The 22,439-nt window shown below is 63.4% G+C and carries 24 protein-coding genes; 9 read left to right on the plus strand and 15 right to left on the minus strand.

Features of this window, described 5'->3' with window-relative positions; genetic code table 11:
* Positions 1–30: 30 nt before the first annotated feature.
* Positions 31–816, minus strand: coding sequence for an IclR family transcriptional regulator (locus tag HJB91_RS18900; protein ID WP_221123325.1), 786 nt, complete (start codon positions 814–816; stop codon positions 31–33).
* A 219-nt stretch (positions 817–1,035) separates the two neighbouring features.
* Here HJB91_RS18900 and HJB91_RS18905 point away from each other — a divergent pair, with 219 nt between their 5' ends.
* The 8 genes from HJB91_RS18905 to HJB91_RS18940 are packed head-to-tail and all read left to right on the plus strand — an operon-like array spanning position 1,036 to position 9,221.
* Positions 1,036–2,106 (plus strand): ABC transporter substrate-binding protein, encoded by a 1,071-nt coding sequence (locus HJB91_RS18905; protein WP_210633457.1) that lies wholly within the window; start codon positions 1,036–1,038, stop codon positions 2,104–2,106.
* A 20-nt stretch (positions 2,107–2,126) separates the two neighbouring features.
* On the plus strand, positions 2,127–3,641 hold the full coding sequence (locus HJB91_RS18910; protein ID WP_210633458.1) for a sugar ABC transporter ATP-binding protein: 1,515 nt from the start codon (positions 2,127–2,129) through the stop codon (positions 3,639–3,641).
* On the plus strand, positions 3,638–4,600 hold the full coding sequence (locus HJB91_RS18915) for an ABC transporter permease (protein ID WP_221147255.1): 963 nt from the start codon (positions 3,638–3,640) through the stop codon (positions 4,598–4,600). The genes HJB91_RS18910 and HJB91_RS18915 overlap by 4 nt, the downstream gene beginning before the upstream one ends.
* Positions 4,597–5,538, plus strand: coding sequence for an ABC transporter permease (locus tag HJB91_RS18920; RefSeq protein ID WP_221123323.1), 942 nt, complete (start codon positions 4,597–4,599; stop codon positions 5,536–5,538). Before HJB91_RS18915 ends, HJB91_RS18920 begins: the two co-directional genes overlap by 4 nt.
* Entirely contained in the window at positions 5,535–6,491 is a 957-nt protein-coding gene (locus HJB91_RS18925; protein WP_210633461.1) for an amidohydrolase, read from the plus strand. Before HJB91_RS18920 ends, HJB91_RS18925 begins: the two co-directional genes overlap by 4 nt.
* Complete coding sequence (locus tag HJB91_RS18930) at positions 6,484–7,794, plus strand: alanine racemase (RefSeq protein WP_221147253.1); 1,311 nt, start codon at positions 6,484–6,486, stop codon at positions 7,792–7,794. Before HJB91_RS18925 ends, HJB91_RS18930 begins: the two co-directional genes overlap by 8 nt.
* A gap of 37 nt (positions 7,795–7,831) precedes the next feature.
* A complete protein-coding gene (locus HJB91_RS18935) occupies positions 7,832–8,176 on the plus strand; it encodes a RidA family protein (RefSeq protein ID WP_210633463.1) in 345 nt (114 codons plus the stop codon).
* Between the two features lie 31 nt (positions 8,177–8,207).
* Positions 8,208–9,221, plus strand: a complete 1,014-nt coding sequence (locus tag HJB91_RS18940; protein WP_210633464.1) for a succinylglutamate desuccinylase/aspartoacylase family protein — start codon at positions 8,208–8,210, stop codon at positions 9,219–9,221.
* 26 nt (positions 9,222–9,247) lie between these two features.
* On the opposite strand, the gene HJB91_RS18945 is transcribed toward HJB91_RS18940, so the two are convergent.
* From HJB91_RS18945 to HJB91_RS18975, 7 genes are all read right to left on the minus strand, one after another.
* Complete coding sequence (locus HJB91_RS18945) at positions 9,248–10,432, minus strand: hypothetical protein (protein WP_221155704.1); 1,185 nt, start codon at positions 10,430–10,432, stop codon at positions 9,248–9,250.
* A 163-nt stretch (positions 10,433–10,595) separates the two neighbouring features.
* Positions 10,596–11,270, minus strand: coding sequence for a 4-carboxy-4-hydroxy-2-oxoadipate aldolase/oxaloacetate decarboxylase (locus HJB91_RS18950; RefSeq protein WP_221123320.1), 675 nt, complete (start codon positions 11,268–11,270; stop codon positions 10,596–10,598).
* Between the two features lie 89 nt (positions 11,271–11,359).
* Positions 11,360–12,196 (minus strand): ABC transporter substrate-binding protein, encoded by an 837-nt coding sequence (locus HJB91_RS18955; protein ID WP_210633467.1) that lies wholly within the window; start codon positions 12,194–12,196, stop codon positions 11,360–11,362.
* 31 nt (positions 12,197–12,227) lie between these two features.
* Positions 12,228–12,992, minus strand: coding sequence for an amino acid ABC transporter ATP-binding protein (locus tag HJB91_RS18960; protein WP_210633468.1), 765 nt, complete (start codon positions 12,990–12,992; stop codon positions 12,228–12,230).
* Entirely contained in the window at positions 12,989–13,747 is a 759-nt protein-coding gene (locus tag HJB91_RS18965) for an amino acid ABC transporter permease (protein WP_221123319.1), read from the minus strand. The genes HJB91_RS18960 and HJB91_RS18965 overlap by 4 nt, the downstream gene beginning before the upstream one ends.
* Entirely contained in the window at positions 13,744–14,451 is a 708-nt protein-coding gene (locus HJB91_RS18970) for an amino acid ABC transporter permease (RefSeq protein ID WP_210633470.1), read from the minus strand. The genes HJB91_RS18965 and HJB91_RS18970 overlap by 4 nt, the downstream gene beginning before the upstream one ends.
* Positions 14,448–15,227 (minus strand): SDR family oxidoreductase, encoded by a 780-nt coding sequence (locus tag HJB91_RS18975; RefSeq protein ID WP_221155705.1) that lies wholly within the window; start codon positions 15,225–15,227, stop codon positions 14,448–14,450. Before HJB91_RS18975 ends, HJB91_RS18970 begins: the two co-directional genes overlap by 4 nt.
* A gap of 257 nt (positions 15,228–15,484) precedes the next feature.
* On the opposite strand from HJB91_RS18975, the gene nac reads away from it, so the two are divergent.
* Positions 15,485–16,390 (plus strand): nitrogen assimilation transcriptional regulator NAC, encoded by a 906-nt coding sequence (gene nac, locus HJB91_RS18980; RefSeq protein WP_221155706.1) that lies wholly within the window; start codon positions 15,485–15,487, stop codon positions 16,388–16,390.
* Between the two features lie 15 nt (positions 16,391–16,405).
* Here nac and HJB91_RS18985 read toward each other — a convergent pair whose 3' ends face one another.
* From HJB91_RS18985 to HJB91_RS19015, 7 genes are all read right to left on the minus strand, one after another.
* Positions 16,406–17,608, minus strand: a complete 1,203-nt coding sequence (locus HJB91_RS18985; RefSeq protein ID WP_221155707.1) for a pyridoxal phosphate-dependent aminotransferase — start codon at positions 17,606–17,608, stop codon at positions 16,406–16,408.
* A 61-nt stretch (positions 17,609–17,669) separates the two neighbouring features.
* Complete coding sequence (locus tag HJB91_RS18990; protein WP_221147250.1) at positions 17,670–18,437, minus strand: 5-oxoprolinase subunit PxpA; 768 nt, start codon at positions 18,435–18,437, stop codon at positions 17,670–17,672.
* Between the two features lie 21 nt (positions 18,438–18,458).
* Positions 18,459–19,454, minus strand: a complete 996-nt coding sequence (locus HJB91_RS18995) for a biotin-dependent carboxyltransferase family protein (RefSeq protein ID WP_221155708.1) — start codon at positions 19,452–19,454, stop codon at positions 18,459–18,461.
* Positions 19,451–20,158, minus strand: coding sequence for a 5-oxoprolinase subunit PxpB (gene pxpB, locus HJB91_RS19000; RefSeq protein ID WP_210633476.1), 708 nt, complete (start codon positions 20,156–20,158; stop codon positions 19,451–19,453). The genes HJB91_RS18995 and pxpB overlap by 4 nt, the downstream gene beginning before the upstream one ends.
* Positions 20,155–20,580 carry an acetyl-CoA carboxylase gene (locus HJB91_RS19005; protein ID WP_221123313.1) on the minus strand — a complete coding sequence of 142 codons (426 nt, stop codon included), beginning with the start codon at positions 20,578–20,580 and terminating at the stop codon, positions 20,155–20,157. Before HJB91_RS19005 ends, pxpB begins: the two co-directional genes overlap by 4 nt.
* On the minus strand, positions 20,577–21,971 hold the full coding sequence (locus HJB91_RS19010) for an acetyl/propionyl/methylcrotonyl-CoA carboxylase subunit alpha (protein WP_221155709.1): 1,395 nt from the start codon (positions 21,969–21,971) through the stop codon (positions 20,577–20,579). Before HJB91_RS19010 ends, HJB91_RS19005 begins: the two co-directional genes overlap by 4 nt.
* Positions 21,971–22,393: a biotin/lipoyl-containing protein gene (locus tag HJB91_RS19015; RefSeq protein ID WP_221155710.1), complete on the minus strand. Its 423-nt coding sequence runs from the start codon at positions 22,391–22,393 to the stop codon at positions 21,971–21,973. Before HJB91_RS19015 ends, HJB91_RS19010 begins: the two co-directional genes overlap by 1 nt.
* Positions 22,394–22,439: the final 46 nt, after the last annotated feature.

Genomic DNA, 22,439 nt, shown 5'->3' on the forward strand with positions numbered 1-22,439 from the left:
GTCACGCCGGCGGTGTTCGTGTCCGGGGTGTCAGCCCCGTTTCGGCCTGGCCGGGGCATGCTCCAGGCCGGCGGCGGCCTTTTTCAGGCAGTCGAGGTAGCGGTCGCGGTTGGCGATGCCGTCATCGCGCGGCGTGACCAGGCAGAGCGTTGCGGCCGCATGACCCTCCTCGCCCCGCACCGGCACGGCGAAACAATGGGTAAAGCTGTCGACGATGCTGTTGAAGGTGAAGAGACCTTCTCGCTCGGCCTGGCGGACCTCGACGATGAAGCTTTGCGGATCGAGCCAATCGCCGTTCGGCAGACGAAAATCCTGCGACGGGATGAAGTTCAGGATTTCCTGATCCGACAGATGCGCGACGAGCAGACGTCCGGAGGCAGTCCACGGGATCGGCACCGACTGACCGATATCGGTCGAAATGCGGAATGGCCGCGCGCCTTCGCGCATGCGCACGACCGTATATTTATTTCCGTCCAGCATGCAGAACTGCGCCGTCTCCCGCGTTTCGTCGGCGAGCTGCTCCAGTGCGGCCTCGCATTCGCGGGTGAAATCGAAATGGTTTTCATAGGCGGCGCCGAGGAAATAGAGCTTACGGCCGAGATAGACGCGCCCCTCGCCGCCCGTGAATTCCAGAATGCCATTGCTCAGCAGCAAGTTGACGAGCTCATAAACCGATGAGCGCGGCGCGCCGATCTGCGCTGCGATTTCATTCGGCTTCAAAGCCTGCCGCTTCTGGCGCAGGAAATCGAGGATTTCGAAGGCACGGTCGAGCCCTCGGGCACGCTTGCCGATTGCTTCGTCCTGAATTGCGTCCATTGCTGTCGATCCCAATTTCTGTTTGGCCAAGCTTTTCAAACCCTCTGCCGCATCTGTCAACCAATCCTGTTGTTCCCGGCCGCGAAAATTTTTTTCATCCCTCTTGCGAGGCGGAAAAATCGGCATAAGATCGGCCGTCCGTTATTTAGAGCATATGTACGTTATAGTGGACAAAAACAGATGGCAAGCGCTAACGCTGCCACATAAAAGGGGATCGACATGAAAAATTCTGAAAACAGCATTTCTGCCTCGCGTCGCCGCCGCCTTCTCGCCGGCGCTGCCGCCGCTGCCGCCCTTCTCGTTCTTTCCACCGGCTCGGCCTCGGCTGCGGCCAATTGCATCAAAGGCGACAGGAAGGCGCCTTTCACCATCGGCTGGGCGAACATCTATTCGGTGCCGACCTGGATGAAACAGACCGAAGGCACGATTACGGCCGAAGTGGAGGAGTTGAAGAAAGCTGGTCTGGTGAAGGATCTGATGATCACGGATGCGCAGGGCAATGCCCAGACGCAGATCCAGCATATCCAGTCGATGATCGACGCCAATGTCGACGCCATCGTCGTGATCGCCGGTTCCTCCACGGCGCTCGACCGCGTCATTTCCGACGCCTGCGACAAGGGTATCGCGGTGGTGAATTTCGACAGCCTGGTCAATACCGACAAGGTGACGGCGAAGATCAACACCGATTCCAACGAATGGGGCGCGACGGCTGCCAAGTGGATGGTGAGCCAGCTCGGCGGCAAGGGCAAAATCATCGTCATGAACGGCCCGGCCGGCATCTCGGTGAGCGACGACCGCCGCAAGGGCGCCCAGCCGGTTCTCGATGCCAACCCAGGCATCCAGGTGATCACCGAGACCAACACGGAATATAATGTCGCGCCGGCACAGGAAGCGATGACAAGCCTGCTTTTCGCCAATCCGGAAATCGACGGCGTGCTGTCGCTCGGCGGCGCCTTGTCGGCCGGTTCGGTTCTCGCCTTCGAGCGCCAGGGCCGGGACCAGGTGCCGACGACAGGCGAAAATGCGAGGCAGTTCCTCGAACTCTGGAAGGAAAAGAGTCTGAAGGGCTGGGCGACGATGCAGCCCAACTGGCTCGGCGCGCTTTCCGTCTATACCGCGGTCCAGGCGCTGCAAGGCAAGGATGTCCCGGCCTTTGTCAAGGTGCCGCTGCCTGTTATCGACGACAGCTCGATCGGCGGCTATCTCGCACGCGCCGACAAGTTCCCGGCCGACGGCTATATCTACTCGGACTACGACAAGGCGCTCTTCGACAAGCTGTTGACCAAGTAATCCGCGTTGGGGACGTCGTCATGACGGAAGAAAACCCGCTGCTGGAAGCCCGGCAGGTGTTCAAGGGATTTTTCGGCAATCCGGTTTTGAAGGGCGTCGACATCGCCCTTCTGCCGGGCAGGGTTCATGCCCTGCTCGGCGAAAACGGTGCCGGCAAATCCACCCTGATCAACCTCCTGTCCGGCGCCCTCCAGCCCGACGGCGGGTCCATTCTTGTCGACGGCAAACCCGTCGGGCGTTTCAGTCCAGCGGCGGCGCGGAAAGCCGGTATCGCCGTGGTTCAGCAGGAGTTGAGCCTGACGGCCAGTCTCTCGATTGCCGAAAATATCGGGCTCGGCGCCTTTCCGCGCTGCTTCGGCCTCATCGATTACCGAGCGCTTCGCCGCGGCGTGCAGGCGATGTGCGACATGGTGGGGCTCACCGAGCCGCTCGACATGCCGGTTGCCGATCTCGCGCTCGGCCGCCGCCAGATGGTCGAGATTGCCAAGGCGCTGTTCCGCAAACCACGGGTGCTCATCCTCGACGAGCCGACCTCGTCGCTCTCGGGCCATGAAGCCGGCATTCTCGCCGGGCTGATCGAGACACTCAGGGGTCGCGGCATGGCACTCCTCTATATTTCCCACCGCCTCAACGAGGTGCAGGCGCTCTGCTCGCATGTCACGGTGCTGAAGGACGGCGGGGTCACAGCGGATCAGTCGCTCTCCGGCATCGACGGCGAAGGGCTGGTGCGTCTCATGGTCGGCCGCGAGACCGGCGACCTGTTCCCGCCGCGTGGCGCCACTGCGCCCGGCGTCATGCGCATCGGCGTCAAAGGCTTTTCCGCCGGCATGGTGCGCGACATCGCCTTCTCCGCCCGCGCCGGCGAGATCGTCGGCATCGGCGGGCTTGTGGGTCAGGGGCAGGAAGACCTGCTGCTTGGCCTCTACGGTGCCATTCCGGCGGCAGCCGCCCGAGCGGAAGTTTCCGGCAAACCTCGCCTGCCCGCTCACGTCGGCGAAGCGAACGCGGCTGGCATTGTCTATGTCCCAGCCGATCGCAAGCATGAGGGGCTGGTGCTGCCGCATTCCATCGCCTCCAATCTCATCTTGCCCTCGCTCGGACGGCTTGCCGCCAAGGGCTTGCGCAACCGGACGGCGGAAACCGGTCTGGTCGCCGATCTCGCCCGCCGGCTGACGATCAAGGGTGATACGGCCCGCCCGGTGCAGGCGCTTTCCGGCGGCAACCAGCAGAAGGTGGCGCTCGCCAAATGGCTGCCGCTCGATCCGTCCGTTCTGCTGCTAAACGATCCCACCCGCGGCGTCGACATCGAAACCAAGCGGGAAATCTATCTGATGCTCCGCGCCTTCGCCGCCGAGGGGCGGCTCGTCATTCTCGCCAGTTCCGACACGCCGGAGCTCGTGCATCTCTGCGATCGCGTCCTGGTTCTGCGCGAGGGGCGCGTCGCGGCGGTGCTGTCGCAGGATGAGATCAGCGAAGCGGCGATCGTCGGTGCTGCCATGGGCGTCACCGCCACGGCGCAGGGAGAGGCGGCATGAACACCGATTCCTCACCCCGGCTCTACCCCTCGATCCAGATGCGCCGCAATCGCGGCCTCTCCGGCCTCTACCTTGTCGTTGCCGCCTTTCTCATTCTCTATGCGATGCTCTTCCCGGGCATCCTTTCGGTCGGCGGCTTCTCGAAGTTCACGCAGAACTGGTTCCCGCTCGCACTCGTCACCATGGCGCAGGCGCTGCTCATGCTGAACGGCGGCATCACGCTGGCGATCGGTCCGCTCGTCAGTCTCGGCGCTGTCATCGCCGCGACGACGATGGAAGGGGCGCTCGGCGTGTCGGGCGGCATTCTCGCGGTCGCCGCCGCCGGCCTTGCGGTCGGCGCCGCCACCGGCGCCATCGTCACCTATCTGAGGCTTCCTGCGATCATCGTCACGCTCGCCGGCTCCTTCATCATCAGCGGCGTGGCGCTCATCCTGCTGCCGCGGCCGGGCGGCGCCATTCCCGACTGGCTGTCGACGGCGCTGGCCGGCCATACGCCCGTCGCCTTTCTGATGCTGGTGGTGGTTCTGGCACTCTGGAAGCTTTTTCTCGCCACCCCGCTCGGCCTCGGCATCTACGCGGCCGGCGACAATCCGGTCGGCGCATTCCGTTCCGGCGTCCCGGTCGAACGGGTGAAGGTCACGGCTTTCGCGCTCTCCGGTCTGCTGGCAGCGCTGACCGGCCTCTTCGTCGCTGCGCAGACCGGCTCCGGCGATCCTGTCATCGGCACGCCCCTCACGCTGAACTCGATTGCCGCCGCCGTGCTTGGCGGCGTCGGCTTCCTCGGCGGCAAGGGCACGATGCGCGGAGCGATCTGCGGCAGCCTGCTGCTCTCGGTCATGATCAACGTCATGTTCTTCCTCGGCTTCCCGCCGGTGGCGCAATATGTCGCTCAAGGCTTGATCATCGTCGGCGCGGTCGCCGTTCCGGAACTTCTCGGCGAGTGGAGGGCAAGACGATGAACATCATCAGATCAGCATTCCGCAACCCGCCGCTCCTGACCTTTCTTCTGGTGGCGCTCGTCTGGTTCGTTGCAGGCTTCACGCTGCGCGGCTTCGGCGCCTACGGCCATTTGCGCTACCTCCTCGAGCTCGCCGCCGTGATCGGCATTGTCGCCGCCGGGCAGACGTTGGTTATTCTGATGGGCGGCATCGACCTTTCCGTCGGCGCGGTGATCACGGTCACGACGATCCTGTTGCCGCTGATTTCGCCGGCATGGGATCCGACCGGCCTTGCCGGCATCGCGTCAGCCCTTGCCATTGCCACCTGCATCGGCTTGATGAATGGCGCAGGTGCCACCTATCTCCGCGTCCCGCCGATCATCATGACGCTTGCGATGGCGACCTTCCTGCAGGGCCTGCTCGTCATCGTCGCCGGCGGCAGCGCCGTCACCGTCAGCAATCCCGCCGTCATCCTGCTCGGGCAGGCGCGGCCGCTCGGCATTCCCTCGGGCATCATTCTGTGGCTCGCGGTCGCGGTCGTCGTCCTGCTGCTCGTCCACCACATGCCGATTGGCGCCCGTTTCCTGGCGCTCGGGGCGAACCCGCTGGCCGCCCGGCTTTCCGGCGTCAGCGTCACACGCAACACGCTGATCGCCCATACACTGTCGGGCTTTTTCGCCGGCCTTGCCGGCATTCTGGTGCTCGGCATGAACCGGCAAGGCTATGTCGGCATCGGCGATCCCTATCTGCTGACCTCGATCGCCGCCGTCGTGCTCGGCGGCACCTCGATCCTCGGCGGCCGCGGCACCTATGCCGGGACCATTCCGGGAGCGATCCTGCTTGTGACGGCGACGGCGCTGATCACCGTCGTCAACGCCTCGCCCGGCTGGCGGTCGATCATGTTCGGCACGCTGATCCTCGCCCTTCTGCTCGTTTCCGGCCGCGAGACGCGCCGATGACGGGACGCTATGATGGGCCGGTAATCGACCCGCACCACCATCTCTGGGACTTGGGCCTGCAGCGTCATCCCTGGCTTCAGAAAGCGCAGGTATCAGGTGAAGAGATGGTGTTCGGGAGCTTAGCGCCGATCCTGCGCGACTATGACATCGACGATTACCACGCCGACGCGGCGCGCCAGAATGTGGTTGCGACCGTCCATGTCGAGGCCGGCTGGTGCGCTGCCTATCCGCTGGAGGAGAGCCGTTGGCTGGATGGGCTCGACCGCAGCTCCGGCGTGGCGCGCCGTTATGTCGCCGGCTTAGCCCTCGACCGGCCGGACGCCATGTGCCTGCTCGAGGCGGAAGCGAAAAATCCCAACGTCGTCGGCATCCGCGATATTCTGAGCTGGCATCCCAATGTGACCAAGAGTTTTGCGTTGCGTCCGAATCGCATGAGCGATCCGGCCTGGCGAGCAGGCCTTGCCCATGTCACGCGGCTCGGGCTGGTCTTCGACCTGATGCTCTATCCCTGGCAGATGGCTGAAGCGCTCGAGCTCGTACAGGCTTTTCCGGCGACGCTTTTCGTGATCAACCACGGCGGAAGCCCTGCCGACAGGACGCACGAGGGCATGGCGCTCTGGCGCCGCGGCCTGCGGGCGCTCGGCGGAGAGCCCAACGTGCGGCTGAAGATTTCCGATCTCGTCGCCTACGACAATGATTGGACACTCGAAAGCCTGCGACCGGTGATCGAGCATTGCCTCGATTGTTTCGGGCCGGCACGTTCGATGTTTGCGAGCGATTTTCCGGTCGCAGGCTTGCACGCGTCTTTCGACGAGATCTATGAGGTTTTCCGTACGGTCGCCTCGCAGCTCTCCCAGGACGAGCAGCGCGCCCTGTTCTTTGTCACCGCCAACGACACCTACCGTCTCGGCATCGCCGACCCGTCCGACGCCCGGAGGGGCTGCCATGTCTGAGCTTCATGCTGCGTGGGAAAACGTGCTGATCGACGAGCGGGTGCGGGGCTTTCCGCCGGGCCATCCGCCGCTTTCGCTCTCGGAAATCGGCAAGCAGGGATGGAAGCCTTATGACGGCAGGATGGCTCTACCGCTGATCTCGCTCGACCGGCAGGCCTTCTCAGCCAATGTCGAACTGATGATGGCCTATGTGAAAAGCCACGGCGCCGAAATTGCGCCGCATGCCAAGACGCCGATGTCGACGGTGCTGGCAGAGGCGCTTGTGACGGCGGGTGCCTGGGGCACGACGGTTGCCGATATCCGCCAGGCTGCCGTCCTGCTGAAGGCGGGACAGCGCCGCCTCATCCTCGCCAACGAGATCGGCGGGGCGGCGGCGGCCCGACGGCTTGCGGCTCTGCTCGGCCAGTATCCCGATGCGGAACTTCACGTCTTCGTGGATTCGACAGCGCTGGTCGAAGCGCTCCGGTCGGCGTGGCGAGAGCGCATGGACCTGCCGCCTCTTGGCCTGCTGGTGGAGCTCGGCGCCGGCCGGGCCGGCGTCCGCAGCGCCGCTACCGCGGAGGCGGTTCTCGAGGCAATTCTTGCCGCGGAGACGTCCACCTTCCGGTTGAGTGGCATCGCCGCCTATGAAGGTGCTGCCGCGACCGCTGATGCGGCGGAGACGACGCTTCGCATCGAGGCTCTGATGGCGATGACATCAGATTTTCTGCCGAAGGTGCGCGCCCGCACGAGCACCGACCGGGCGCTTCTTGTGACGGCCGGCGGCTCGGTGTTTTTCGATCTCGTGATCGCCGGACTTTCGGCCGCGGTTGCGGCCGATCCGGCCTGCCGATTGGTGCTGCGTAGCGGCGCCATCTTCTTCCACGACCACGGCGTCTACGAGCGCGGCCTTGCCGGCCTCGATTCGCGCGGCGGTTTCCGTATGGCTGGTGAGACGCTTTCGGCGGCGGCTGGGTTTCATCCGGCGCTGCGGGTCTGGGCCGAAGTCCTGTCGCGGCCGGAGCCGCGGCTTGCGATCTCAGGCATGGGCATGCGCGACGTGGCGATGGACCAGGGCCTGCCACGGCCGCTGGCGCTCTATCGCCATGGGGCGTATCTCGGCCATCTCGAGAGCGCCGAGGTTTTCCGCCTCAACGATCAACACGCCTTCGTCGGACTTGCCGAGGCGAGCGATGTCCGCGTCGGCGACGTCATCGAGTTCGGCATCTCTCATCCCTGCACCTGCCTTGACCGGCACGCCATTCTCTATGGTCTCGACCCCGACCATTCGGTAACGGCGGCCTATCTCACAAGCTTCGGCTGAATTCTCCCTTCAAAAGCAAGAAAAGGAAAACCTGCCCATGATCCAGCGTTATCAGAAAGGTTCGCGAATGAGCCAAGCCGTCAGCTATGGCGGTCTCGTCTATATTGCCGGCCAAGTCGCGGAAAATCGCAAGGCCGGGATCCAAGAGCAGACCCGCGATGTGCTCGGCAAAATCGACGCTCTTTTGAAGGAGGCCGGTACGGACCGCTCGCGTCTGATCGCCGTCAATGTTTTCCTGCCGGCAATCGTCGATTTCGAGGCGATGAACGGCGTCTATGACGACTGGGTCGACATCGAAAACCCGCCGGCGCGCGCCTGCACCGAAGCACGCCTCGCCGATCCCGATCTGCGCGTCGAGATGACGGCGGTCGCCGCGCTCTGACGGTGAAGTAACCGCCCGGACTGGAGAGATCATGCACAGCGGCCTCGTCAACCCGATCGACTTCTCGCGCGAGGGCCGGCAGGCCGGCTACCTCGCCATTCCTTATTCGATAGACCGTTCGCCCTATTATCAGATCCGCATCCCGGTCCTTCATCTCAGGAACGGCGAGGGTCCGTCTCTGCTGCTGATGGCGGGCAATCACGGTGACGAGTATGAGGGTGAACTGCAGCTCGGCCGGCTGATGCGGCTGTTGGATGTTGCGGAAATCCGCGGCGCCGTCACCATCCTGCCGATAGCGAACCTGCCTGCGGTGATGGCGGCCAAGCGCTGCTCGCCCTTCGACGGCGGCAATCTCAACCGCGCCTTCCCCGGCGATCCCGCCGGTTCGCCGACAGCGCGGATGGCGCATTTCCTCGAGCGTGAACTCTTTCCGCGCCACGACGTCGTGCTCGACCTGCATTCGGGCGGCACGTCGATGGCGCATCTGCCCTGCACGCTGATCGAGCGGCAGGCCGATGCCGTCCGCTTCGAGCGGTCCATGTCGCTGATTCGGGCGCTCGGCGCGTCCTATGCCTTCATTGCTGATAACGGACCGGCGGCGCCGACATCGATGGGGGCTGCCGCGCGGGCGGGGACGATCGGGCTTTCCGGCGAATTTGGCGGCGGCGGAACCGTGACGCCCGAGACGATGGCCTTCACGGCGGCGGCGATCGACCGGCTGCTTTTGACACTCGGCATCGTCGAGCGCCCGGTCCTGTCGCGCGGACCACTCCCCCAGCCTGGGCCGCTGCAGCTGCTTTCGCTATCCCGGCACAGCCAGGGCATCTATGCGAGCCGCAGAGGCTGGTTCGAGCCGGCTGTCGCGCTTGGCACCGCCGGTGCCGCCGGCGATCTGGCGGGATGGTATCATGATCTGGAACGCCTGGAGCAGCCGGAGGAAGAGCTCCGCTTTGCCGAGAACGGCATCGTGATTTCCCACAGGCTGCATTGCGACAGCCAGGCCGGCGACTGCCTGATCCAGGTTGCCGAACCTATCGCATCCTGAGCCAATCCCCGTACGCGCGATCCCACTTAACTGATTGCGTCCACCGCGGCCTTGACCCAGTCGAGGCGCTTTGCCGGAATGAGGCCGTAGTTGTAGAAATTGACGCCGTCGGCGCCGGCATCGATAGCGGCCTTGGCGCGTGCGGCGAGCACCATGGGTCCGCTGACCTCGGGATAGAAGACGCGCAGGCCGACTCCAAGGAACTTTTCCCGCCCGATTGCCGCCCGGCCGGCTCGGATGACATCGCCGACGGCCGCCGGCGTCGTGTCGTAACAGCAAAGAATCGCGCCGTCGCAGAGCTTGCCGACGGCTGCGAGATCGACGCCGCCGAGCCAGCCGTCCTTCAAATCGATAAGCACGATACGCGTCGCCGGATCGACCGCGGCCTTGATCTCGCCGATCAGGCTGGTCACCGGCTCGCTGCGCCACGCAAGATAGGCATGGAGATCGGGATGGTCGCGGAAGGCATCGATGCCGGCTGCCGGGAAATCCGGGAACTGCCGCTCCGGCACGGCTCGTTCGCAGAGCTCGGCGATGAAGCGCGCCACAGTTCTGCGCGCGCCCTCTGCGGGCACGCCGGCTCCAGCGGCGCGCGCGATACAATGATCGCAGAAGCAGAGCGACAGCAGGAAATCGTCTTCGGCATTTAGGCCGACCCCGTCCTTCTCGTGATGATATTCATGCGCGAAGCCCATGAAGTTCGGGCTCTCGAGCTCGATCATGTCAGGCCGGTAGTTCGTCGTGATGTCCTGCACGAGAGTGACGACATAAGCCCGCGCGGCTGGGCTCGAGGGGCAGAGGTTATAATAATTGGGATTGCCGAAGGCGTTTCGTGTCACGTGATCGGGATGCAGCATGCCGAGACGGGTATTGTGCAGGCAGACCGTCCAGCAGGAGACTTTTAGACCAGTCGCCGCGCGCTCCCTGACGAGCGCCTCCAGCATATCGCCGCGCTCGGTCACGTTGCCCGCCATCAGCGGCCGGATCAGCGTGTCCTGCCACAGGCTTCCATCCGGCCGGAAATAGACCGTTCCGTCCTCGGGGAAGTAGGCCTTCTGTTGCGGGCTGCGCGGTTGGAGGAAGCGGCCGGCATGATAGGAAGTCGCCAGGCTTACCGTTGTCAGGCCTGCCCGGCCGGCAAGCTCGGCAGCGAAGACGTCGAGCCCCTGGTCCTGGATATCCCAGGGATAGGTCCACATGGAAAGATGCATGGCGCGCTCCCGTCGAATCTGTCCGCTTTATAGAACATGTGTCCATAATAGTGTCCAGGCCGATCTGTGAGCGCTGGCATGTGCAGACCGGTATGACAGAGGGATCGGCAAGAACCTGACGCCCAACTGGCTTTGCTGCGCCGGCCAGGCATCAGGGAGTATCTCAGATGTCGACGACAAGGCCCTTGGCTTTCAGCACCGGCGCCAGATTGCTGACCTCGATGACCGATTTGCCCGCCTTGTAGGCGGCGATATAGCTGGCTTCGGCATCTTCGCGCGCCTGCGACAGCCGGGCGGCTTCCTGGGCCTCCTGCCTGCGAACGACCACCAGTCCGTCGGCATCGCCGACGATGATGTCGCCGGGATTGATGGTTTCACCGCCGACGATGATGGTGTCATTCACCGCCGCAATGGTTTCCTTGACCGTGCCCTTGATGCAGACGCTGAGCGAGAAGACGGGGAAGCCGAGTTCCCGCAGCTGCAGCGTGTCGCGCACGCCGGTATCCGTGACCAGGCCGCCGATGCCCTTGGCGAGGCAGGCATTGGCAAGCACGTCGCCGAAGGAGCCGGCTTCTTCGTATTCACCAGCCGAGACGACGATGATGTCGCCCGGCTTCGCATAGTTGATGGCGAGCTGCAGCATGATGTTGTCGCGCGGCGCGCATTTCACCGTGAATGCCGGGCCGCACAATTTCATGCGGCAGTCGACGGGCTTGAGGCGGGAGGAAAGTGCGCCGCGGCGGCCCTGGGCTTCGTGGATGGTCGCCGGCGAAAATTTCGAAACGGCCTCGATGTCGGCTTTGCTGGGCCGCTCAGCGATGTCTTTTATATGAATCATGGATGCCTCACATCGTTGGTAGACGGCGGGCATATCCCGCCGCCTTATCTCGGGTTGATTGTCATCGGGAGGTTCCGAGACCGGTCGGTCTACGGGATCGGGTCGAATTTCAGCTGCGCGAGCGGCACGACTTTGTCGGTACGGGCCATCTTGTACTCGGTGTTCGGGCCGAGCCACTTGTCCCAGATCTTGTTGATCTCGCCCGACTCGTCGAGCTTATGCAGAATCTCGTTGATCTTGGCGGTGAGCGCCGGCTGATCCTTGGCCATGCCGATGCCGATCGGCTGGTAGAGCATCGGCTCCTCGATCATCCGCATTTCCTTGCCCTTGCTCTTCGATTCGTTGACGAACTTGGTCGTCGTCATGGTGTTCGCCACCATTCCGCGCGCCTTGCCCTGCTGAACGGCGAGGTAGGCCGAGGCGGTATCCTGGAAGGTCAGCGGCTCGGACTTGTTGAGCTTGATCGACATTTCCGAGGTCGAGCCCTTGGTCGAGGCGATGCGCTGACCTGCATAATCGGCCTTCGTCTTGCCGGCGTCATCGGCCGGCACGATCAGCATTTCCTTTGCGAGGTAATAGGGATCGCTGAACTGGATCTGTTCGGCGCGGCTCAGCGTATAGGCAAGGTTGGCAACGGTAATGTCGACGCGGCCGAGCTTGACCTCGGGCACGCGGGCTTCGACCGAAACCGGCTTGATTTCAGCCTTGACGCCCAGTTCCTTGGCGATGGCGCCGCAGAGATCGACGTCGAAACCGGCCATTTCGCGGGTCTTCGGATCGGGAGACGCGAAGGGGGGAACGTCGGCAAACGTCGCGCAGCGCAGGGTCTTTGCCGACATGATGTTGTCGAGCTGATCGGCTTTCGCGGGCATCGCCGCCGCCAGGCCGGCCAATGCGACGGTGAGGCTCAGGTATTTCCAGTTCATTGCTGTTCTCCTTTGTTTTTGATGGTTGGTATCAATGCCTGAGATCAGCGAGGAAACGCTGAGCCCGAGGATGGGTCGGATTGCTGAAGAAATTTTCAGGCGTCGCCATTTCGATGATCTGGCCGGCATCGATGAACCAGATCCGATCCGCGACCTCGCGCGCGAAGCCCATTTCATGGGTGACGCAGAGCATGGTCATGCCTTCCGATGCCAGGCTCTTCATGACGCCCAGAACTTCGCCGACCATTTCGGGGTCGAGCGCGCTCGTCGGTTCGTCGAACAGCATCACCGGCGGCTCCATCGCAAGCGCACGGGCGATTGCTACCCGCTGCTGCTGGCCGCCCGACAGCTGACCGGGATAGGCCCGGGCCTTGTCGGCGAGGCCGACGCGGTCGAGAAGTTTGAGCGCCTTCTCGTGCGCGATATCGGGCGCCACGCCCTTTACCCGGATCGGCGACATCGAGACGTTTTCAGCCACGGAAAGATGCGGAAAGAGGTTGAAGTTCTGGAAGACGAAGCCGATCCGGCTGCGCATTGTGTTGAGCTCCTTCGCCCGCATCGAGGCGTGGATGTTCTGTCCATCGAGCGTGATCGATCCGCTGTTGATCTCCTCGAGGCGATTGATCGTGCGGATCAGCGTGGATTTTCCCGAACCAGATGGACCGCAGATGACGACCACCTCGCCGCGTGCGACCTCAGCATCGATGTTCTTCAGGACCGGATAGTCGCCGTAGCTCTTGCAGACCTGCGAAAGCCGGATCGTCTGCGATTCCTGCGCGGAAACTGACATGGTCATAGCTGCTCCGATACGATTTTCGATGGCGTGACCGGAGAGGCCGTGGGAACCTTGAGAAGTCCCGCACGCCGCCGCGTGATGCGCCGCTCGAGGCGATTTGCGAAGTAGGTGAGCGTCCAGCAGATGATGAAGTAGACGATCGCCAGGATGAGGAAGACCTGGAAGGGCTGCGTCAGGAGCTGGTTGTTGACCTGGCTTGCTGCAAAGGTGAGATCCGGCACATTGATCACATAGCCGAGCGTCGTATCCTTGATCGTCGAGACGAAGGTGGAGAGGATGCTCGGGATCATGTTGTAGAGCGCCTGCGGCAGGATGATGTAGCGCATCGCGCCCATATAGCCGTGGCCAAGCGCACGCGCCGCGTCCATCTGGCCCGGTCCGAGCGCGACGATGCCGGCGCGGACGACTTCGCTGAGAAACGCGCTCTGATAGACCACAAGCGTCGTCAGCATGGTGACGAAGCTCGGCACATCGGCGCCGGTCAAGAGCGGCACCAGGAAATAGCTCCACAGGATGAGCATCAGGAGCGGCACGCCGCGGGTGAAATAGACAAGCGCGGTGACCGGCCAGCGCAGCAGCCGCGACTTGGAGAGTCGCGCCATTGCAAACAGAATGCTGGCAGGAAAGGCGAGAGTGATGCTGAGCGCCGAGAGGATCAGCGTGTTGGCGAGCCCGCCGAGCGGTCCGTTCGGATATTGACCGACCAACAGCAGCAGCCAGTAATCGCGAACGATGGCGATCATGTCCTGGATCATGCGCGGGCACTCCTGGCGGGATCGGCGCGCATCGACAGATAGGCGCCGATGCTCATGATCACCAGCGAGAAGAAGAGGTAGAGAACCGTGCCGATCAGGTAGATCTCGAAGGTGCGGAAGCTGAGGTTCTCGATTTCCTTGACGGCATGCGTCAGTTCCGACGCGCCGATGACGACGGCGAGACTGCTGTTCTTGAATAGGGAGACGCTGTGATTGATGAGCGGCGGCAGCGCGTTGCGCACGCCCTGCGGCATGATGACGAAACGCATCGCCGAGACGTAGCCGTGGCCCAGTGCACGGGCTGCCTGCATCTGGCCGTCAGCGACCGAGCGTACGCCCGAACGAAGATCTTCGCTGAAATAGGCCGCCTGGCAGAGCCCCAGCCCGATCACCGCGAAGATGGATTCCGCATTGTGGCTTGCAAGCCAATTCCCGATGCCGCTCGGCATCAGCGTGAAGATCCCGAAATACCAGAGCATGAGCTGCACCAGCGTCGGGACGTTGCGGTGATAGGAAACGTAAGCTGCGACCAACGGATCGCCGAGGCGAAAGGGTGACAGGCGCAGACCCAGCAGCAGAAGCGCCAGCATCATCGCCAGCAACCAGGATCCGGCATAGATGATGAAGGTCATCTCGATGCCATGCAGCAGCATGTCGGCATATTCCGGATTTCCGAGGATCGCCGAAAGGTCGAAGCCGCTCACGGTTTTGGCTCCCCGGATTGATCCGTCTTCGCCACAGGCTGCGGCTTGGCCGTCTGCAGACCGCCCATGACCTGCAGCGTCGGGGTGATCTCCATATGTCCGATGTTGACCGCGACGGGGGCTGCGATCGCGAAGGCAATCGCATCGGCGATATCGGTCGCCTGCGGCAATTCGAAACCGTCGATGAACCGTTCCCGGACGCTGGGGTCATTGCCGTGGACGTGTTTGAAGATGTCGGTGGCGACCCGGCCGGGGCAGATTTCCGTGACCCGAACCCGCTTGCCGAAGGCGTCGATGCGCAGCTGGTTGGACAGCATGCTCACCCCCGCCTTGGTGGCGTGATAGGACGAGTTGCCGCCGAAATTGTAGGCGCCGGCAATCGACGAGATATTGATGACATGGCCGCGATCGCGCGCCACCATGCCGGGCACCACCCGGCGGCAGAGGTGCAGCACCGCCCGCAGATTGACGTCGACGATGAGATCGATGTCGCCTTCATCGGCTTCGAGGAACTTCTTCGGCCGGTCGACGCCGGCATTGTTGACGAGAATGTCGAATTCCACCCGATCCGCGAGCTCGGCCATCGCCTTGCGGTCGGTCACATCGATGGCGTGAGGGATGCAGCTCGTGCGCGCGGCCAGCTGCTGCAGCGCGTCAGTGCTGCGGGCAACGGCGTGGACCTCGATATTCTCCCGGCGGAGCCGCTCGACAACGGCTGCGCCGATTCCGGAGGATGCGCCGGTTACCAGTGCGGTCTTGTAGTCGGAGAATGGCATTGTCGTTCCCTTGTTGTTGATCGAGAGAGTAGCGAAGCTTTAATTCCTTGCCTAAGACCGATTATCTCTGGAGCAATAAGCAACGGTTATGGAGCCTTGCGCGGCTGCCGAAGAAGAGAAAGATGCGATGTCGCCGCTATTGGCGGTGTTCGTGCCTCGGCAAGGCCCGGCCGGTTGACGATCGCGTCGCGTTGCAAAAGCTATACGCGTCTGCAAACATGCCATCCCAGCAGATCAGAACGGTTCCCCGATCCTCCATGGACATCAGACGCCTTAAATCCTTCATCGTGATCGTCGACAGCGGCAGCATCACGCGCGCGGCGGATCTTTTGCATATCGCCCAGCCGGCGCTCAGCCAGCAGCTGGCGGCGCTGGAGGAGCATTTCGGCCAGAAGCTTTTGACCCGCAGCCAGCAGGGCGTCAGCATGACCGATGCGGGCCATGCGGTGTATCGCCATGCCCAGATTATCCTCCGGCAGATGGAGCAGGCGCAAGCGGATGCTTCGGCGGCCGGCAATTCCCTTGCTGGGCGTGTCTCTGTCGGTCTGGTCCCTTTCAGCAGCGCTGCCACGCTGTCGGTCGACCTGTTGGCGGAGACGCGGAAGCGGCATCCCGGCATCCTGCTGCATCTGACCGAAAGTGTGGGGCAGACCTATAGCCAGATGATCATGAACGGCCGGCTGGAGATGGCCCTTCTGCATGGAACCGGGCCAATCAAAGGCGTGCGGTTCGAACCCATCCTCAGAGAAGAATTTTTCCTGGTCGCGCATCGCGATTTTGCAATCGAGGCGGATGCGAAACCTGTCTCCGTCAACGCTCTCGACGGGATACCGATGCTGCTGCCGCCGGCCTATAATTTTGTCCGCCGCGCAGTCGATACCGCCTTCACGCGCACCCGCACCAATTTGAAAGTCGTGGCGGAAGTCGAGATCGTCCGCACCCTGGGGCGCGCGGTCGGCGACGGTCTCGGCGCAACGATTATGCCGAAAGCCATCGCCGATCGCATCGTATCGGAATCAAGCGAGCCGCTGATCTGCCGGCTCGTCTCTCCGCGGATCGAGGAAACCCTGTCGCTTTGCGTTTCCGACCAGAATCCCCTGTCGGAACCGGCCCTTGCCGTCCGGGACATTCTCCTCGAGCTGACGGCGCGGCTGAAAGACTGAGGCGGGGGCTGCCGGTCAGCGCATATCCTTACAGAACTCGGCGATGCGGGCGCAGCCCTCACCGAGTTTCTCCATGCTGGTGGCGTAGGAAATGCGGAAGAAGGGGCTCATTCCGTAAGCCGCGCCTTGCACGGTCGCCACATGGTGCTCTTCCACGAGCGCCATAACGAAATCGACATCCGTTTCGATCTTTCGTCCGCCCTTGCTGGTCTTGCCGATCAGCCCTGAAATGTTGGGATAGATGTAGAAGGCGCCTTCGGGCCTGTGGCAGCGCAGCCCTTCCACCTCCGACAGTTTGCCGAGGACGAAGTCGCGTCTCTTCTTGTAGATTGCCGCCCGCTCCTTCAGGAGATCCTGAGGTCCGTCGAGCGCCGCGGTCGCGGCCGCCTGCGTCAGCGTCGCGATGCCGCCGCCGTTCTGACCGTTGACGTTGCTGATAGCTGCCATCAACTCTTTCGAGCCGGCGCAGAAACCGAGCCGCCACCCCGTCATCGCGTAAGCCTTGGAGACGCCGTTCATCGTCAGGACGCGCTCATAGAGCCTCGGCTCGACTTCCGCCATGGTGCAGAACTGGAAGTCGTCATAGACCAGGTGCTCGTAAATATCGTCGGTCGTGATCCAGACGTGGGGATGGCGCAGCATGACCTCGGCGATGGCGGCCATCTCCGTCCGGGAGCAGGCTGCTCCCGTCGGATTGTTCGGGAAATTAAGGAAGAGCCATTTGGTGCGCGGCGTAATCGCCGCCTCCAGATCCTCCGGGCGCAGCTTGAAGCCGGTCTGCTCGTGGCAGGGAACCGCGACGGGCACGCCGCCGGCGAATTTGACAATATCGGCATAGCTGACCCAGGAGGGTGTCGGAATGACAACCTCGTCGCCCGGATTGCAGGTTGCGAGCATCGCATTGAAGATCACCTGCTTGCCGCCGCCCGAAACGACGATCTGGCTGGCGTCATAGTCGAGATTATTGTCACGCTTGAACTTCCTGATGATCGCGGCCTTGAGGGCCGGCGTGCCGTCCATCGGCGGATATTTCGTGTCGCCCGCGAGAGCCGCCGCATGCGCCGCTTCGATGGCGTGCGCCGGCGTGGGGAAATCCGGCTCGCCGGAGGAGAGGCTGACGACTTTGATCCCTTTGGCGGCGAGCTCCCTGGCCCGCTGGGTCATGGCGGCGGATGCTGATATGGAGACGTTTTTCAGGCGGTCGGCTTTGATGGACATCGGAATGGTCCTTCGGTGAGGGATTGGAGTTATGGACCGCCCGCGGGCGATCGGAATTGAGTCATTCGGCGAGTCCGGCAGCGGGAGCGAGTGCCGCGCCCGTGGCTTCGATCTCGCCGCGAACGATGCCGGCGAGTTCGAGGGCGCCGGGTGTATCGCTGTGCACGAGGATGGAGCGCGCCGGCATGGCGATCACGGCGCCTTCGATCGTCTGGACGGTCCCATCGAGCAGGAATTGCCGCACGCGGGCGCGCACCGAGGCTTCGTCCTTGATGACGGCGCCCGGGAGCCCGCGCGCGACGAGTTTGCCGTCGGCATCATAGGCACGGTCCGCGAGGAAAAGCGCCAGCGTCTTCAGGCGCGCGCGTCTGGCCGCCAATTCGATCTCGCTGCCCGACGTGACGAAGACCACGAGACCGGGGTCCACGGTAGCGATCGCATCCATCATCAGGTCGGCGAGGACGGGATCGCGGTTGACCATATTGCCCATGGCTGCATGGAAGCTGATATGAGAGACGGCGACCCGCTCGCTCCTGGCGATGGCCATCAGTGCGCCGAGCTGGTAGAGCATCTGCTGGCGAAGCTCGTCTGCCGAGAACGGTATTTCGCGCCGGCCGAAGCCGAGCCGGTCGGGCAGACCGGGATGAGCGCCGATGCCGACGCCGTTCAGCTTTGCGAGCCGGACCATGCGCCCCATCGTATCGGGATCGCCGCCGTGGAAACCGCAGGCGATGTTGGCCGAGGAGACGATTTTCATCATCGCTTCGTCGTCGCACAGCCGGTAGGGACCAAATCCTTCGCCCATATCGGAATTCAGATCGATCTTCATGAGTTCCTCCTTGTGAGGGTCCTAAGCCATCGCCTTCAAAGCGCGCTTGACCATCCGGGACGTCCGTCTGACGTCGTCGACATAGCGGGCGACGGCCTGTTCGACAGCGCGCGCTTCGGCGTGTGTCGAGCGAACAAAGCTGAGGCGGGCGCCGATGCGGGCCTGTCCCAGCCGCCAGAGATCGGATTCGATCACGCCGGCGATTTTCGGATATCCGCCGGCGGTGTTCGCATCGCTCATCTGCACGATCGGTTCGCCGCCGGGCGGCACCTGGATAACGCCGGGCACGACACCGTGGGAGCGCATCTCGATGGATGCCACCGGTTTGATCGGTTCGCCTGACAAGCGGTAACCCGTCCGGTCGCTTCGGGAGGAAATCCTCCAGGTCTGGCTCCAGAAGGCTTCGCCGTCTTTGGTGAAAAGCTCATGCTCGCCTGCCGGCAGAGCGCGGATCGGCAATACGCCATCGACCGGGGCCGGAAAGACATCGCTGAGCGCTGTCGCCGGTTCGACGACGGCGAGGCCGGTGGCCGGCAGCATGGCAATCTCCGCGTCCTCGCCGATCGCGATCCGATCGCCTTTCGCCAGTGGCCGGCCTGCATTGCCTCCGAAGCCGCCGCGTAGCGACGTGCTGCGCGAGCCCATGACGACCGGGATATCCAGGCCGCCGCCGAGCGCGACGTAGGAGCGCGCCAGCCGCGGAGGCTGCTTCAGTTCGAGAACCTGTCCGGGCTCGGCGACATAGGCGCACCAGGCAAGCCGTTCCGATCCGTCGAGATGGGGATTGCCGTCGGCGCCGGTTATGGCAAAGGCGATACGTCGCTCGAAACGCAGGCGGAACGGGAAGGTCTGCACCTCGACCACGGCAGCGTTCTCGTCGTTGCCGACGAGAATATTGCCGATCCGGACCGCAAGCGAATCCATCGCGCCGCTCGCCGATACGCCGATATCGCGATAGCCGGGACGGCCAAGGTCCTGCACGGTGTCGAAAGGGCCGCTCTCCAGGATCTCGATCATAGCTCGATCCTCGCCGGCAGGAACCGGACCGTGTCTCCCGGCGCCATCATGGCCGGGATCGGCGAGGCGGGGTCGAACATTTCAAGTGTGGCAAAGCCGATGGAATTCCAGCCGTTCGGTCCTGTCAGCATGGCGACGCCGGTCTGCATGCCGCCGATGGTCACGCAGCCCTTCGCCATCTTCAGCGAGGGGACGGTCTTCCGTGGCATGTAGATACGTGGGTCGAGACCATGCAGATATCCGAAGCCGGGAGCGCTTCCCAAAGCGAAAACACGGTAGGTCGCTTGATGATGGATACGCACCACCTCGCGATCGCTGAGGCCCGAGAGATTGCAAAGGGCCGGAAGATCGGTCGCGTGTTCGCCGCCGTAATGGACGGGGATCTCGATGGTCTTGCCATCGAGATCGATGCTCTCAGCATTCGCCCATGCCTCCAGCAGCCGTGCGACCACCGCATCGGGGTCCTCGGGCGTCTCCTTGAAAATCACCAGCAGATTGGTCATCCCGGGAATATCTTCCGCAAGATCCGCCCAGCCTTTCACAGTCTGGGAGAGAGCCCAGATCCGCCGCTGCGCGACAAGATCGAATTCACCGGGCGCCTCGAGCAGGAAGGCTCTAGCGCCGACCGAGGAAACCCTTGCCCGGCTGTTGGTGGCCGGAACGATCTCGCGTTGCGAAGCGTGCCTGTTCGTCGTGACGATCATGATGGGAACCTGATTTCGAACAGAGGATCGCCGTAGCCCACCAGCGCGCCGGGCGCGGCGAGCAGTCTGGTCATAACACCGGAAGGGTCGGCGCGAAGGGGAAGCAGCACATCCCCTACCCTGATGAAGCCGAGGATATCGGCGACGGACTGGGATCGCGGCAAATTTTGCGGCACGGCGGAGGCGGCCGGATGTTCGACGCAGAAGCGGCCCGCCATCGGCGCCGTCACGACCGTCTGTGTGGCGCGTGGCTCGCGCGGCGCTGCCTCTGTCGCGCTGATCCGCGCCTCCCCCTCCCCTGAAATGACGATGCGAAGCTGGGCGCCCGGACGGGAAATTTCCAGCCCGTCCACGCCGGCGGCCGTCAGTGCTTGGGTCAGCAGCGCGATGGTGGCCGGATCGCTGAAATCGATCGCGCTCATGCCGCCGCCCTCCGCAGCTTCAGCCATTGTTCGAGATAGTGAATGTCGGTTTCGCCGCGCGCGAAAGCATGGTCCTCGAACAGGGCGCGCAGGAAGGGAATATTGGTGGCGATGCCCTCGATCTCGGTGCCGGCAAGCGCTTCGCACATTCTGGCCATGGCTTTCGCCCGCGTCGGCGCATGCACGATCAGCTTGGCGATCAGCGAGTCGTAATAGGGCGAGACCTTATAGCCGGCATGGATATGCGTATCGACGCGGGTGCCGGGTCCTTGAGGCAAAGCCAGACGGGTGATGATGCCCGCCGACGGCAGGAAGGTGTCGGGATCTTCGGCGTTGATGCGGCATTCGAAAGAGTGGCCTTCGCAGATCACCTCGCTTTGGATGAGGTTCAGAACCTCACCCTGGGCCGCCCTTATCTGCGCCTGGACGATATCGACGCCGCTCGTCAGCTCGGTGACGGAATGCTCGACCTGAAGCCGGGTGTTCATTTCGATGAAATAGAAGGCTCCGTCCTCATAGAGGAATTCGAAGGTTCCGACGCCCCGGTAGCCGATCTGGCGGCAGGCCTCGACACAGGCCATGCCGACCGGCCGGATGATATCGGATGCGATTCCAGGCGCCGGCGCCTCCTCCACAACCTTCTGATGGCGGCGCTGCATCGAGCAGTCTCGATGCCCCAGCCATACGATGTTGCCGTGGTCGTCGCAAAGAACCTGTATTTCGATGTGGCGCGGATGCCCCAGGAATTTTTCCATGTAGAGTGAGGGCGAGCCGAAAGCCTTGCGGGCTTCTTCCCGGGTCAGCGCGATTGCTTCATGCAACTGGTCGGCCTTCGGAACGACGCGCATGCCGCGGCCGCCGCCGCCGCCTGATGCCTTGATGATGACGGGATAGCCGATCTCCAGCGCGAGCTGCTCGACCGATGCGGGATCATCGGGCAGCGCCGTGTCCGGCCCGGGAACGCACGGCACGCCCGCCGCCATCATCGCCCGCTTCGCCGCGATCTTGTCGCCCATGGTCGCGATCGACGAAGCCGTCGGACCGATGAAGACCAGCCCTGCCTTTTCGACAGCGTCGGCGAATGCCGCATTTTCCGACAGAAACCCGTAACCGGGGTGGATGGCGCCTGCACCGGTCAGGCGCGCCGCGAGAAGAATGGCATCCTGATTGAGGTAGCTTTTCGCCGCGCTCGACGGGCCGATGCAGAGAAAGCTGTCGGCGGTGCTGCCGTAGGGTGCTTCCCTGTCCGCCTCGGAGCAGATGGCCACCGTCTTGAGGCCGAGCTCGCGACAGGCGCGCTGGATCCGTGCTGCGATCTCGCCGCGATTGGCGATGAAGACGGTATCGAAGCGGCGCCGTGAGACAGCGGATTGTTCAGTTGATTCCGGCATCAGGCAATCTCCGCCAGCAGGTCGCCGGTCTCGACCTCGCCGCCGTCTATTTCGGTCAGGCGCATGATGCGCCCGGCCCGCGGTGCGGTGATCGTGTTGAAAACCTTCATGGCCTCGATGATGAAGAGCGTCTGCCCCTCCTCCACCGCGTTTCCGATCGCGACAAATGGCGGTTCCCCGGGTGCCGGGGCCTTGTGGAGAACGCCGAAAACAGGCGCCGTCACCGCATGGGAGGTTTGCTCGACGCCGCCCGAGGGCGCACCGGCGATCGGTCTCGGCTTTCGCTCGGGTTCGGCGACAGCCTCCTGGCTCGCTGCCGTTCGGAAAATCCGAACCGTCAAGTCCTTTTCCGTCACGGTCAGCTCGGTAATATTGGATCGTCCGACAAAGTCGATCAGCGTCTTGATCTTCGAGAGGTCCATGTGCGTGCTCGGAATTTCAAAATACCACCGCGCATAGCCGAAGTTT

Source organism: Rhizobium sp. NLR10b (genome assembly GCF_019685435.1).
Classification (GTDB): domain Bacteria; phylum Pseudomonadota; class Alphaproteobacteria; order Rhizobiales; family Rhizobiaceae; genus Rhizobium.